General features: G+C 53.5%; 12 protein-coding genes. 1 reads left to right on the top strand and 11 read right to left on the bottom strand.

Features of this window, described 5'->3' with window-relative positions; translation table 11 throughout:
- Nucleotides 1–2: 2 nt before the first annotated feature.
- The 11 genes from AAHA39_RS06570 to AAHA39_RS06520 all read right to left on the bottom strand — a co-directional run bounded on the left by AAHA39_RS06570 (nt 3) and on the right by AAHA39_RS06520 (nt 12,247).
- Complete coding sequence (locus AAHA39_RS06570) at nt 3–1,061, bottom strand: protein-glutamate methylesterase/protein-glutamine glutaminase (RefSeq protein ID WP_033114164.1); 1,059 nt, start codon at nt 1,059–1,061, stop codon at nt 3–5.
- Nucleotides 1,058–1,549: a chemoreceptor glutamine deamidase CheD gene (cheD, locus tag AAHA39_RS06565; protein WP_320655131.1), complete on the bottom strand. Its 492-nt coding sequence runs from the start codon at nt 1,547–1,549 to the stop codon at nt 1,058–1,060. The genes AAHA39_RS06570 and cheD overlap by 4 nt, the downstream gene beginning before the upstream one ends.
- Nucleotides 1,550–1,554: 5 nt before the next feature.
- Nucleotides 1,555–2,358, bottom strand: coding sequence for a CheR family methyltransferase (locus AAHA39_RS06560; protein WP_320655129.1), 804 nt, complete (start codon nt 2,356–2,358; stop codon nt 1,555–1,557).
- Nucleotides 2,359–2,415: 57 nt separating this feature from the next.
- The gene (locus AAHA39_RS06555; RefSeq protein ID WP_124241333.1) at nt 2,416–4,170 is read right to left on the bottom strand and encodes a methyl-accepting chemotaxis protein; all 1,755 of its coding nucleotides are present in this window, start codon (nt 4,168–4,170) and stop codon (nt 2,416–2,418) included.
- A 41-nt stretch (nt 4,171–4,211) separates the two neighbouring features.
- A complete protein-coding gene (locus tag AAHA39_RS06550) occupies nt 4,212–4,781 on the bottom strand; it encodes a chemotaxis protein CheW (protein ID WP_042032153.1) in 570 nt (189 codons plus the stop codon).
- Between the two features lie 12 nt (nt 4,782–4,793).
- Entirely contained in the window at nt 4,794–6,728 is a 1,935-nt protein-coding gene (locus AAHA39_RS06545; RefSeq protein WP_320655121.1) for a HAMP domain-containing methyl-accepting chemotaxis protein, read from the bottom strand.
- Nucleotides 6,729–6,738: 10 nt separating this feature from the next.
- A complete protein-coding gene (locus tag AAHA39_RS06540; RefSeq protein ID WP_320655118.1) occupies nt 6,739–8,949 on the bottom strand; it encodes a chemotaxis protein CheA in 2,211 nt (736 codons plus the stop codon).
- 22 nt (nt 8,950–8,971) lie between these two features.
- Nucleotides 8,972–9,298, bottom strand: a complete 327-nt coding sequence (locus AAHA39_RS06535) for an STAS domain-containing protein (protein WP_042032150.1) — start codon at nt 9,296–9,298, stop codon at nt 8,972–8,974.
- 13 nt (nt 9,299–9,311) lie between these two features.
- Entirely contained in the window at nt 9,312–9,680 is a 369-nt protein-coding gene (locus tag AAHA39_RS06530) for a response regulator (protein ID WP_033114172.1), read from the bottom strand.
- Nucleotides 9,681–9,689: 9 nt separating this feature from the next.
- Nucleotides 9,690–10,907, bottom strand: coding sequence for a methyl-accepting chemotaxis protein (locus AAHA39_RS06525; protein ID WP_320655114.1), 1,218 nt, complete (start codon nt 10,905–10,907; stop codon nt 9,690–9,692).
- 251 nt (nt 10,908–11,158) lie between these two features.
- A complete protein-coding gene (locus AAHA39_RS06520) occupies nt 11,159–12,247 on the bottom strand; it encodes a ketoacyl-ACP synthase III (RefSeq protein ID WP_320655112.1) in 1,089 nt (362 codons plus the stop codon).
- A gap of 227 nt (nt 12,248–12,474) precedes the next feature.
- Between AAHA39_RS06520 and AAHA39_RS06515 the strand changes: the two genes are divergently transcribed.
- Entirely contained in the window at nt 12,475–13,416 is a 942-nt protein-coding gene (locus AAHA39_RS06515) for a LysR family transcriptional regulator (protein WP_320655110.1), read from the top strand.
- Nucleotides 13,417–13,517 lie beyond the last annotated feature (101 nt).

The raw sequence follows: 13,517 nt of genomic DNA, 5'->3' as shown, positions 1-13,517 counted from the left end.
AGTTATCTGCCAAGGATGGCGTGATGCATCTCCTGCAGAGGAAGTACATGGCGGGCAGCCGAGAGTTTGATCGCCTCCTTGGGCATGCCGAAGACCACACAGGAAGCTTCATCCTGGGCATAGGTGTTGGCTCCCGCTTCCAGCATTTCGCGTAATCCCCGGGCTCCATCATCCCCCATGCCGGTCATGATGATGCCGGTGGCGTTCTTGCCGGCATATTTGGCCACCGAGCGAAACAACACATCCACTGAAGGGCGATGACGGTTGATAAGAGGGCCATCAACCACTTCGACGTGGTAATAAGCGCCGCTGCGCTTGAGCATCATGTGTTTGCCGCCCGGCGCGATCAGCGCCAGTCCCGGGATCACCCTGTCATTGTTCTTGGCTTCTCTCACTTCTATTTGGCACACCCCGTTGAGACGCTCGGCAAACATGGCGGTAAATTTTTCCGGCATGTGCTGCACGATCACGATGCCGGGACTGACCCGGGGGAGGGCGGTCAGGACAGCTTCCAGAGCCTGGGTGCCCCCCGTGGAGGTGCCGATGGCGATGAGCCGTTCGGTGGTTTGCGCCATGGCGTGCTGGTTGGGGGACAACATGACATCGGCATTTAGTTTGGGATTGGTCGTGCGGGGCGCCGGTTTGCCGAGCCGCTTGATATTGGCTTGTGCAGCGGCTCGTACCGCCATAGCCAGATCATGGGCTGACTCCTGCAGGAAGCTCTTTATTCCCATGGTTGGTTTGGTGATGATATCGACCGCTCCGGCCGCCATTGCCTGCAGGGTGGTTTCAGCTCCTTTTTCGGTCAGAGACGAGCAGATAACTACTGGGGTTGGGTGCTCTGCCATGATCTTGGTGAGAAAGGTGATGCCATCCATTCGTGGCATCTCCACATCGAGGATGATGACATCGGGCCACTCTTTCTTCAGCTTGTCCTGGGCAAAAATCGGGTCTGAGGCTGTTGCGATAACCTTGATATCTGGCTCCTGCTCCAACACTGCTTGCAAGACCTGTCTGACCACGGCGGAATCATCCACCAGCATGACCCGGATCTGTTTCATTCTCGCGACTCCCGTTGATGTGGCAGACGATGATGGCGCAGCCAGACACTACCGCTATTGAGCTCGAAAATCAGACTCCGGTGGCCATAGTGGCCAAGATGATGAGCCTTGATATCAAGTCCCAGGTGTTTGGTCAGCTGCCAGGCTGCCTGAATATTTCTGGTGGCGACATTGTTGTCGCTCTGGATGTACTCTGGTGCGTCAAACATGTTGCCCCCTCCAAACAACTTCACCTCGTACTCATGAATGGGGGCGGGATACTGGGCAATCGCCTTTAGCAGCAGGGTGATGGCCTCATCGGCATAGCGCCCATCCAGCTCTGTGGTGGGTGTTCCCCGGGTTGGCAACATGTAATGGCACATACCGCCCTGTTTTTGCTCCGGATGCCACAAGGTGATGGCCACGCAGGAGCCAAGGAAGGTTTTTATGTGCAAATCTTCCTTGCCAAAGAAGAGCTCACCCGGTTGCAGGATCACCTCCCGTACCATGCTGGTTATCTCTTCTGGTAGATGGAGGGAGAGACAAGCTGCAAACCATGCGGCAAGCCGTGCAGGCTTTCTGCATGGCTGACCAGCAGATAGCCGCCGTGTTTCAGCTTGGGCACCAACCGTTGCAACACTTGTGCTTTGGTCTCCTTGTTGAAGTAGATCATGACATTGCGGATGAAGATGACATCAAACATGCCAATGTCGGGTAGCTCCTGATTGAGGTTTATCTGCATGAAACGGACTTTTTCCCGCAACTTGCGATCAATGATGAAAATGCCCTCCTGCAGGCCGATGCCCTTGAGGCAATATTTCATCAAAAATGAGAGCGGTATGTTATGGGCACGCTCTATTGGATAGCGCCCGCTCATCGCCTGCTCAAGCACCCGTGATGAGATATCCGAGGCCAGGATCTCCCAGCCTAGTGTGTTCCGCTTCTCTGCCAGGGTCATGGCAAGGCTGTATGGCTCTTCACCAGAGGAGCTGGCGGCACTCCAGATCCTTAATGAGCGATCTGCCGGTATGTGTGTTAGAACCTGCTGGGTCAGAAAATCAAAATGCTTGGGTTCTCTGAAGAAGTAGGTTTCATTGGTCGTGAGCAGATCGAGTGCCAGTTGCAGTTCGCCACTACTGTCGGCCATGATGAACTGAAAATAATCGTCATAACTTTCCAGCCCGTAGTGACATATCCGCTTTGCCAGCCGACTGGCGACCAGCGCTTTTTTGGCGGGGGACATATCAATCCCCGCCGTCTGATGCAGCCAGCGTTGGAAACGGGAGAATTCGTCATCATGTAACTGGATTTGGTACAAGTGCCTATGCCTCCACCAGAGATATTCAGAAGAGAGGCAATGCCTCTCTTCTCATGGTTAAAACCGGACGAAATCAGAATCATTGAGTGGACGCGATTGACCGGCTAATCGATCCTGGTTTTTGTTATTCCCCTCGGTAACGAAATGCCCTTTGGTATGGTGATGCGCAGACTTGCCGTTGGCTTTGTTCTCTTTGTGTGGTTCCTCCAGAGTGAAGAACTCCATAGCGAGTTGTAGTTGTTCTGCCTGAGTGCTCATCTCCTCCGCCGTTGCCGCCAGCTCTTCGCTACAGGATGCATTTTGCTGGGTAACCTGGCTGAGCTGGTTCATGGCGAGGTTGATCTGGCTGACGCCGGTTGATTGCTCAGTCGATGCAGCACTGATCTCCTGCACCAGATCCGATGTTTTGTTGATAGAGGGCACCATTTGATCCAGAAGATGCCCAGCTTTCTCTGCCATATCCACGCTGCTGGAGGCGAGCTCGCCAATCTCTTGTGCCGCGATCTGGCTGCGCTCGGCCAGCTTGCGAACTTCAGCTGCAACTACGGCAAAGCCTTTGCCATGATCGCCTGCCCGGGCTGCCTCGATTGCCGCATTGAGTGCCAGCAAGTTGGTTTGATAGGCGATGTCGTCGATGATGCCAATCCGTTTGGCTATCTGCTTCATTGCATCAACGGTAAGTTTGACAGCCTCTCCACCCTCTATCGCCTCTTTCGCGGCCTTGCTGGCCATGCCATCGGTGACTTGGGCGTTGTCGGTGTTCTGGTTGATGCTGGCACTCATCTGCTCTATTGATGCGCTGGTCTCCTCCATGCTGGCTGCTTGTTCACTACTCGACTGGCTGATGGATTGAGCTGTTGCACTAACCTGTTCGGCTGCGCTGGATAAGTTATCTGAGGCACTTCTCACCTCTGTCACAATATTGGTCAGGGAGGCAATGGTTTGGTTGAGAGCATCCTTGGTGGTACCGAATATGCCGGGGTAATCGGCTTCAATGTGTTGGGTCAGGTCTCCTTTAGCCAAAGACTGAACTATCCGGATGACATCGCTTAGCGTGCTGTCGATTACTTCGGCAATCTGATTGATCCCTTCCCCCATAGTTTGGAAAAATCCGCTCTTTCCTGCCAGATCCATGCGGTGGTGCAGTTCGCCGTTGATGACAGCTTGCACGAGATCAGACATCTCTCTCTCGATGGTCACCTCCTTGGTTCTGTCTGCCCATTCGACAACGGCACCAAGCCGTTCGCCATTGTCATTGAAGACCGGATTGGCAATCAGGGCAAAGGTGCGTCCACCCAGCTTAATTTGGGTGCGATAGGTGCTGCTCAATTTGGCCAGCATGGCGCGCTGGTGGCCAGGATGCTTGTGAAAGCTGTCGATGTTTGCCCCCATCAGCTGATTGGCATTGAAGCTGTATAGCTCTTTTTTGATATCAGATTCAGCCGTATTGAGCATTTCGGTCACGGCTTCGTTCATGTAGATAATGTCGAAATTGGTATCGGCGATCATCACATTGGTTGTGGCGCAGTCTAGCGCTTTGCGAACCAGCCGGTTTTCATGGAGGAGGATCTGATTGTTATTAAGCTCCTCCCTGTAGCTCTCCAGCTTGTCATTCATCAGAGTGACAAGTTCATTGATGCTGTGGCCAGTCTCTAGTTGTGAACCATCGAATCCGGAGAGATCGAGCGGGTGGAGTGACGCATCATCGATTAGTGCTTGCTGGAGCCTTTTGATAGATGCCAGTAGTTGGGCATGCTTGAGCGTTTCTGCTGCACTGCTGCCGAAGAGCTTGCCAAAGAGTGATTGAGTCATGAGCGTGTCCTTTTGCTGCATGTCATGGTTTAGATACCGGTTCAGGAAAGTTGCAGATTACTCTGCGGTAAACGAGCCTGCGGCTGGGTTATTTCGTTGAGCTGGGCCATCTCTTCCAGTGACAGGACTTTTTCGGTGTCGATCAGAATGACGAACTTGCCATTCACCTTGCCCATTCCGCTGATGAAGTCAGCTCTGATTTTTGCACCAAAACTGGGGGGCGGTTCGATGTCGGATGGGGGGATGCCTAGTACTTCAGATACTGAATCGACTACAACACCGATGTCATGACCAGCCGGCTCATCGCCTTGCTGCGGCATGCCTTCAATGATGACGATGCAGCTTCGGCGCGTAATGTTTGAGGGGGCGCAGCCAAAGCGGGCACTAAGATCCACTACAGATACCACAGATCCCCTCAGATTGATCACCCCGCGTATAAAGCTTGGCATCATGGGAATGGGAGTAATGTTGCCGTATTCGATGATCTCTTTGACGCCCAAAATATTGATGGCAAACATCTCGTTGTTAATCAGAAATGTCAGGTACTGGGCGTCGCCTGATTGTTCGTTCAATGTTGCCGGCGGCAGCGTGATATTGGTTGAACTGTTCATGCGGTCCTCCGGTTAAAAGTGAATAAAATCAGCTTCATTCACGGATGAAGATGGGGGCTGATGTGGCGGAATAGCCCGTTGTGGTGGGGCAATAAAGCTTCCTCTGGGAGGAGATGCTTTATGGCTTTTATGGCTCTGCTCATACTGACTGATGTTGGTTTGCGCATTTTTCTCCAACGAGAAAAAGGACATAGTCTGCTGCAGTTCACTTGCCTGCGAGCTCATCTCTTCCGCTGTGGCTGCCAACTCTTCGCTGCTGGCCGCATTTTGCTGTGTTACCTGATTAAGTTGACTCATCGCCAGACTGATTTGGTTGGCTGCACTGGCTTGTTCAGAGGAGGCCGCATTAATTTCCTGAACCAGATCGGATGTTTTGCGGATCGAGGGGACAATTTTCTCAAGCAAACTGCCAGCGCACTCTGCCTTGCTGACGCTGTCGGAAGATAGCTCACCAATCTCCTGTGCAGCGACCTGGCTGCGTTCAGCAAGTTTTCGAACTTCAGCCGCGACCACAGCAAAACCTTTACCATGTTCGCCGGCGCGAGCTGCTTCGATGGCTGCGTTCAGTGCCAGCAGGTTAGTTTGATAGGCAATATCATCGATAATGCTGACTTTCTTGGCTATTTGCTGCATGGCAGCCACTGTTTGCTGAACAGAACGCCCACCTTCGGTTGCCTCTTTTACCGAGTTGCTGGCCATGCTGTCGGTGATTTTGGCATTCTCTGTGTTCTGATTGATGCTGGCACTCATCTGCTCGATGGATGCACTTGTCTCCTCCACACTGGCTGCTTGTTCACTGGTTGCCTGGCTTAGGGCTTGTGCTGTGTTGCTCACCTGGTTGGATGCATTGGTGAGGTTATCTGCGGCGTTGCGTACCTCTTCAATGATGTGTGTCAGTGCCACAATGGTTTGGTTCAAGCCATCTTTTGTCTGACCAAAAATCCCGGGGTAGGGTTCGTCAATGCGTTGTGTCAGGTCTCCCTTGGAGAGAGAGGTTGCAATGCGCATCACATCCTCAAGGCTGGTATCCGTTACATGAGATAAGCGGTTCAATAGTTCTGATACTCGCTTGATATAGCCTTGGCGATCCTCCAGTGAAATTTTATGGCTGAAATCCCCTTGCTCAACGGCGGCGGTAACCAGAGTCTCTATGTCGGTGATCAGTGCTCCCAGCGTTTTGACCATATTGTCCATGGCGAGCAGCAACTGTCCTGCTTCGTCATTTGATTCAACCTTGATAGACACATCCAGGTTGCCTGCAGCCAGACTGTTGGCCACATGCAGTGCTTGTTCAATCGGGGCAATGATGCTTTTGATCAGAATGGCTCCCAACCAGGCAGCGAGGATCATGCCTGCAGCGACAACGCTGGCCATGGTGATGAGCATGATGTGGTACCAAGATTGGGCCGCAGTGTATTCTGCTTTGGCTACATCGAGTTGCAGGGTTACCAGCTCGGTTATCTTGTTACCTATGGGGTCTATTGAGTTGTACAGAGCCCCGTCGAAGTTGCTGAGCATGCCAGAGATCGTGCCATGCTGGGTTGCCAGATATTTTTCCAGCTTGCCAATGTCTTGGTTGGCTGCATTAAACAGGCTTGTGACTTCGGCAGATAGGCGCTGCTCTTCCCTGGTAAGAGTGGTTGATTGATATTGTTGCCATACATCCTTGATCTCTTTTTGCGCTTGCTGAATCTGGGTCAGAGCCTCTTCTGCCGGGATCAGACCTGCATTGGCTTTATTGACGTTGTCGATGATCGAGACGGCGTAGCGATCAGAGATAGTTTTCAGTTGTTTGAGTGGAACCACCCGGTCGTTGTAGACCCGTTGCAACCCTGTATTGCTGCTTTGCATATTATATAAGCCAAGGCTGCCAACTCCGAGCAGCAGTGTGCAAAGCAGGCAAAGCAGAACAATGAGGCGTAATTTTATGGTGGAGTTTTTAAACATATGTGACTCCTCAGTTGATGCTGATTTGGGTTTGGATTGATGGGGGATTGAATCGGCTAAATTGTCCTGATTCTTGGTTTATTGCGTGCTGAATAAGCGATGGAATATCGAGGATAAGAGCAATTTCTCCTCCTCCCAAAATGGTTGAACCGCTTATTCCCTGTAGCCGCTGGAATAATTTACCCAGAGGTTTGATGACAGTTTGAAATTCTCCCAGCAGCTCATCGACTACCAGTCCAGATTTTTTCCCTGCATAACTCACAACGACAATATTCTCACGACGTCCCCTGATGCCCTGGGTATCAAAGTAGTGCTGAAGACGAATGAATGGCAGCACTTCACCTCGCAAGTTGATGTAATTTCGTCCTTGTGTATCGGCCAGAGCACTCGGTGTTAATTCTACGCATTCGATCACCATATCCAGTGGAATCACATAATGGGTATCGCAGACCCTGACTAGAAAACCGTCGATGATGGCGAGTGTCAGCGGAAGGCGGATTTGCACTCTGGTGCCCTTGCCTGGAATGCTGTCCAGCTCAACTGTGCCCCTCAATGCCGTAATGTTGCGTTTGACCACATCCATACCGACGCCGCGGCCGGAGAGATTGGTAATTGCTTCGGCAGTGGAGAAGCCGGGCTCGAAGATGAGTTGGTAAATCTCCTGGTCTGTCAGCGTACTGGTGGTACTGATCAAACCGCGTTCAATGGCTTTTTGCTGGATCCTTGCCTTATTGAGGCCTGCACCATCATCCCTGATCTCGATAACGATGCTGTTAGAGTCGTGGTAGGCGTTGAGGTTCAATGTTCCTTTGGCAGGTTTGCCCGCAAGTAGGCGTTGCTCGGCCGATTCGATACCATGATCCATCGCATTTCTGACCAGATGCATGAGCGGGTCGCCGATCTTCTCTACGACGGATTTGTCCAGTTCGGTTTCTGCACCTGATATTACCAGGGTGATTTCTTTGTTTAGCTCCTGACTTACATCTCGTACAACTCGCTGAAAGCGGTTGAAGGTATCACCAATGGGGACCATTCTCAGGCGTAATGCGTTATCGCGGATCTCTTCCACAAGCATGGCGATCACCGATGTGGCTTCCTGTAGCTGGGCTTCCCTGATGCGCTGTGCGAGCAAGTTTGCCCCTGAGCTGGCGACTACCAGCTCCCCAACCAGATTGATCAGGTCATCCAGCTTGTCGGCATGTACCCTGACGTAGCGTCCCTCCTTGTTTTTGCTCTCTTTGGTCTGGTTTTGTTTTTTCAGTGCCGCATCAACAACGGCTTCATTGACAGCGCCTTGTGCGATAAGGATTTCACCAAGCTTGGGTGCGGTTTCATTGGATGTTGCTTGCTGGGTTTGTAGTCCAGCGGCCAGCTCTTCTGCAGTCAGGGCTCCGGTGTTGACCAGCAGTTGCCCCAGCATGGCGTTATCTTCCGGCAGTGATTCAATGAGATTGATGAACTCGGTGATCTTGCTGTGGGGGGGGAGAATGACAATCTGGCAGTCATCTCTGACAAATTCAAAGACGTCGCTGATGGCTGCCTTGTCTGCTTGGGAGTCAAAATCAATTTCGTAACCGAGATAGCAGTTTTCCGGATCAAATTGCTCCCAATCCGGTATGGCCTGGTGAATGGTCTCCAGTGCAGTGATAGTACCGAGAGTACAGAGATAGCGCAGAAAGGCCGCAGGATCCATGCCGTTGCGCAGCACGTCCGGGCCAAAGCGCAGAGATATATGCCATAGCGATGCTGAGCTGGTGACCGCTCCCTCTTTTTCAATTTTGGCTTCGGGAGTGGGCACTGTGTCTGGCAACGTGGTTTGCGGTACGCATTGGTAACGGGTGAGAGCAAGCCGCAAGCGCTGATCCTGCATTTCGTCGCTATCGCTCAATGCTGAGCCTTGTTCGGCCACGATGCTGATGAGTAGCTGGATGTGGTCACAACTCTCCAGAAGATCCTTTATCAGGGGAGAGGTGACCACAAGTTGCTGGTTTCTTATCTGGTCGAGCAGATCCTCTACGATGTGGGTAAATCCGACAATCGGCTGCAGCCCAAACAGCCCTGCAGAGCCTTTGATGGTGTGAGCTGCACGGAAGATGGCACCTATCAGTTCGCTATTATCTGGCTCACCTTCAAGTGAGAGTAGAGCGGATTCCATCTCTTCGAGTAGATCACGCGCCTCGGCAATATAGGTTTGTAAAGCCTGATCAAGATCGATACTCACAGTGACTCCTTGTCATGGTGGCTCAGGGCCGCTCGTCATGAGTGATGAGAGTTGGATCGCCAAAGAATCCGGATAATTGGCAAAGTTCCAGAAGTTCCAGCACGACGTTGCTATGCCAGACCAGCGAGAGGGGGTAACCCTGTTGCTGTGCACTTTTTTTGGCTGCGATCAGCAGTTGGAGTCCCGCACTATCTATCTCGGCAATATTTGCCAGATTGAGTTCCAGTTCCCGGCCTTGATAGATCAAGGGGGTGAGTGCCTCTTTGATTTCGCCCACTGTGTATATGGTGAGCTCGTCAGGTAGAGTGACCACTGTCTTGTTATCCAGCATCTCGCTTTGCAATGTCATATGAGCTCCGGGATCATGGCATGATCAGTTTGGATACCGCGGAGAGCATCTGTTCCGGCTGGAACGGTTTGACTACCCATGCTTTGGCGCCTGCAGCCTGGCCTTCCTGCTTTTTGCTATCCTGCGACTCAGTCGTCAGCATGATGACGGGAGTGAATTTGTAGCTGGCCAGCTTTTTCGCCTCTTTGACAAAGGTGATGCCATCCATGTTGGGCATGTTGACGTCGCTGATGATCAGGTTGATCTTCTTGCCGTCGAGTTTTTTGAGCGCGTCCTTGCCATCACAGGCTTCCATGACTTCATAACCGGCGCCTTTGAGCGTCATGCCTACGACTTGGCGAATGGTTGCCGAGTCATCCACGATCAGGATCGTTTTGCCCATATATCTCTCCTAGAAAAATGTGATGTCAGCGCTGCTTGTTTGCGTTTGGACTGTACGGGTAGTGCGACCATGGTGAATATTGCGTTGCTCATCGGTGGCGTATGAGAGTTCCATATCAGCCAACCACCGGTTGGCATCGATCTGGATGGGGCCCGATTGCTGGTTGTTTTGCTCCGATTGCAGGTGGTTCGAGAGGTTCTCCATATTTTTCCGGATATGGCTCAGGATCTGGCTAACTCTGTCCTGAAATTGCAGTGAGACAATAACGCTGGAGATCTCGCGATGGATTTCGGTGCTTTCGTTTTGCAGTAAAGATGCTGACTCAGCCAGACTGTCGGTGGCATGGCGAAAGCGGCTCAGCACCTGCTCGATGGTTTGTTCGGAATTGAGGGCCGAAGCGTGATCCCGTGCCGCGGCATTTTCTGCAATCTGGAATGCACGGCTGATCCCTGTGTTGATGGTGTCGACCTTATCCGTCATTTTTTGGGCTGTTTCGCTCGAGAGGCGTGACAGGTTGCGCACTTCATCCGCTACCACGGCAAAACCACGTCCGGCTTCGCCAGCCCGTGCGGCTTCAATGGCTGCGTTGAGTGCCAGCAGGTTCGTCTGGGAGGCAATCTTGGCAACATCCATCGCCATGGCATTGAGTTCGATAGTGTAGGTTGTCAGGCTCTTTATCTCGGCCAGCATGGCATCCCGATTGGCTTGGGCCGAGTGCAAGATGGCCACGACTTCATTGAGCTGTTGTTGGCTTTCGCTCAGAACTCCCGCCATGCCGCGAGAGTTGGCATCTCCCAGTTCTCCTGCTGCAAGATGAGAGGCACTGACGGCTTCTTCCAACTTGGTGGCCAGTCCGCTGAAGCGTTGAGTCAGATCGATCATTGCCTCCTCGGTCTGTTGGCGAGAGTTTTCAATCTGCTTTGACCAGATGGGGAGAACTTTTTCACATACCTGTTCGAGACCAGCTATGGAGTGGGCATGTACGCTGTTATCTATGGCCGCGGAATCAGCTGCGCGAGTTTGCTGGAGGTGCAACTGCTGATGGAAATGGCGAGATGTCCAGAGAGAAGCCCCGCAGGAGAAGAGCACGATAACAAGCAGGTAAATGAGCGAAAGGCTGCCGGCAAGCTGTAACAGCAGGCAGCTCAGCACGCCAAGACCGATACCGCAGAACCAGCAAACCGGTTCCCAAAGCGGTGTGTTTACGCCACTTTTTGGTTGTGTCATTTGAAGTTTTATCCCAGTGCAAAATTTTTTGGGGTTCAAGAGCCGATGGTTTTAATGTGAGGGTCTCTTGAATCTCTTTCTTTATTTATAGTTGGCACAATAAGGGTAGCGTAAAAAAAATACTTGGCTGCAAATTGGTCTGTTATGGCAGGTAGCCAGAGGCGCTGTTAAGGGGACAAGAAGAGGGGTAGGGTGAACTGGATAAAAAAAGAGCCTGCAGTTGCAGGCTCTTTTGCTGAAAGCGGTAGCTGTCAGGCTTCGTTGGCGTGGGCTTTCTGGCACCCTTCCACTGCATGGGCGATGAGCTCCAGTGCGCTCTTGTCGCATGGCGGCAGCTCCGCCTCGCACTTGTTGATAGGGGTGACGCGATCGCCCCACTTGATGATGGCGGCACCCCAGGTCAGGCCGGCACCGAAAGCGGCGGTCAGCAGATAGGAGTTTGGCTGGAGACGGCCCTGCTCCAGCGCTTCGCACAGGGCTATGGGCACGGTGGCGGCCGAGGTGTTGCCGTAGTTTTCGATGTTGACCATCACCTTCTCCATCGGCGCATTCATCCGCTTGGCGAGGGTTTCGATGATGCGGATATTGGCCTGATGGGGGACGATCAGGTCGATCTGCTCGGGGGTCACTCCCGCCTGAGACAAAACGGTAGCAGTCGCTTCGCCCATACCGCGCACTGCACGCTTGAAGATCTCCTGACCTTCGAAGTTGAAGGTGAACAGACCGTCGATATCGGCAAAGCGCACCCGATCGGTGCCGAAGTTCGGCACATGCAGGATCTCCCGCGCTTCGCTGTCACAGCCCAGCTTGTTGGCGATCAGGCCACACTCCTCTTCGCTTGCCTCGATCACCACGGCACCGGCTCCGTCGCCAAACAGCACGGCAGTATCGCGACGGGCCCAGTCCAGCAGATAGGTGAGGCGCTCGGCGCCGATCACCAGCACCTTTTTCATCATGCCGGTCTGTACCAGTGAGGTGGCGACCGAGAGAGAGTAGACGAAACCGGTGCAGGCGGCGTTGAGGTCGAACACGGCAGCGTTGACGGCGCCCAACTTCTTCTGCACCGCAGAGGCGGCGCTTGGCAGCAGGTTGTCCGGAGTGGCGGTAGCCAGGATGATGCCATCGAGGTCGCTCGCTTCGAGACCAGCACAGGCCAGCGCGCGACGGCCAGCCAGAGTCGCCAGGTCAGAGGTACTGACATGGGAGACCCGACGCTGCTTGATGCCGGTACGGGGATAGATCCACTCATCAGACGTATCCATGATGGTGCTGAGGTCGTCGTTGGTCAGCACGGAGGGGGGCAGGCATTTTCCCCAGCCTGTGATATTGGCGTATTTCATCTTGTTACCGCTTCTCAAAGTGGAGCGCCCTGCGGGCGGAAAATCGTGCAATTATGCCGCACGAGACAACCACTGTCATCTTGTGGTCATGGTTATGTGTTGGGCAAGTGGCTGCGCCATCTGGCTGGAAAAGGTCGCAACGTGCTGAACATGGCTGGAAATTTCTCTTAAAACACGGGACTCGTCTGCCCTAAGATAGGCGTTTCTCCACCGATGAGGGTATCTCCTTGCTCAGAGCCAATCTCAACTTGCTGCCCACCCTCAAGGTGCTGCTGGAGACCCGCAATATCAGCCGGGCTGCCGAGCTGCTGCACCTGAGCCAGCCCTCCATCAGCAAGCAGCTTGCCCAGTTGCGCTGCGAGTTTGACGACGAGTTGCTGGTGCGGGAGGGGCAACGCTGGCTGCTGACGCCACGGGCTGAAGCGCTGGCAGCTCAGCTGGCGGATTCTCTCGGTGCGCTGGAACGTCTCTACGAGGCGCCCGGGTTTGACCCGAGCCGCTGTGAGCGGGTATTTCGGCTCGCCTCTTCCGATTATGTAGCCCAGCATATCCTGCCGGACATCTGTGCTGCGCTCGCCAAAGAGGCGCCGTTGGCGGCGCTGGAGTACAGCCTGTGGGACAAACATCTGCTGCCGCAACTGTGGCAGTCGGAGCTTGATCTGGTCTCCACCATCACCGAACAGGTGCCGGATCAGATACGCGGTCTGCATCAGGGGGAAGATCGGCTGGCGGTGTTGATGGGACGTCACCACCCGCTGGCGGGCAAGGCGCTGAGTCTCGATGACTATCTTGCCTGGCCTCACCTGCAGGTGAGTGGCGGTGGCGACAAGGACAGCCCGGTTGAACAGGTGTTGGCACCGCAGGGACTGAGTCGGCGCTGGTTTGCCCGAGTCCCCTTCTTTCAGGCCGCGGTGGAGGTGTTGCTGCGCACCGATTGCCTGATGACCACCCCGGCTCATATCGCCTGGCAGCTTTCCTGCGGCCATGAGCTCACCTTTGTCGATCTGCCATTTGCTACCCGCGACCAGCAGTATCATCTGCTGTGGCATCAGCGCCACCATCAGGATCCGGCTCACCGCTGGTTTCGCGAGCTGGCCTACCCATTCCTGCGGGATCACCTGCAACGTACCGTCGGCGAGAGTCGCAAGCTGCTCGATCTCGGCGGTTAGCCGCAGTCAGTTATGTGGTGCCATAGCCATTGGTTATGGAATCTATTCATAACTTTCACTACTGGCATAATGGCTCAGCCCGTACCCTGAATGCAGGGCAT

The sequence above is a fragment of the Aeromonas sp. SE22 genome (assembly GCF_038739755.1).
Classification (GTDB): Bacteria; Pseudomonadota; Gammaproteobacteria; order Enterobacterales; family Aeromonadaceae; genus Aeromonas; species Aeromonas jandaei.
Note: the sequence above shows the minus strand (reverse complement) of the source record. Positions and strands in the feature narration are given on the sequence as shown.

What these genes read in the sequence shown, in the direction of transcription:
- AAHA39_RS06545 (WP_320655121.1), bottom strand. Translation starts at nt 6,728, where the DNA reads ATGTTTAAAAACTCCACCATAAAATTACGCCTCATTGTTCTGCTTTGC.
- AAHA39_RS06555 (WP_124241333.1), bottom strand. Translation starts at nt 4,170, where the DNA reads ATGACTCAATCACTCTTTGGCAAGCTCTTCGGCAGCAGTGCAGCAGAA.
- AAHA39_RS06525 (WP_320655114.1), bottom strand. Translation starts at nt 10,907, where the DNA reads ATGACACAACCAAAAAGTGGCGTAAACACACCGCTTTGGGAACCGGTT.
- AAHA39_RS06535 (WP_042032150.1), bottom strand. Translation starts at nt 9,298, where the DNA reads ATGACATTGCAAAGCGAGATGCTGGATAACAAGACAGTGGTCACTCTA.
- AAHA39_RS06570 (WP_033114164.1), bottom strand. Translation starts at nt 1,061, where the DNA reads ATGAAACAGATCCGGGTCATGCTGGTGGATGATTCCGCCGTGGTCAGA.
- AAHA39_RS06530 (WP_033114172.1), bottom strand. Translation starts at nt 9,680, where the DNA reads ATGGGCAAAACGATCCTGATCGTGGATGACTCGGCAACCATTCGCCAA.
- cheD (WP_320655131.1), bottom strand. Translation starts at nt 1,549, where the DNA reads ATGGTACGGGAGGTGATCCTGCAACCGGGTGAGCTCTTCTTTGGCAAG.
- AAHA39_RS06550 (WP_042032153.1), bottom strand. Translation starts at nt 4,781, where the DNA reads ATGAACAGTTCAACCAATATCACGCTGCCGCCGGCAACATTGAACGAA.
- AAHA39_RS06520 (WP_320655112.1), bottom strand. Translation starts at nt 12,247, where the DNA reads ATGAAATACGCCAATATCACAGGCTGGGGAAAATGCCTGCCCCCCTCC.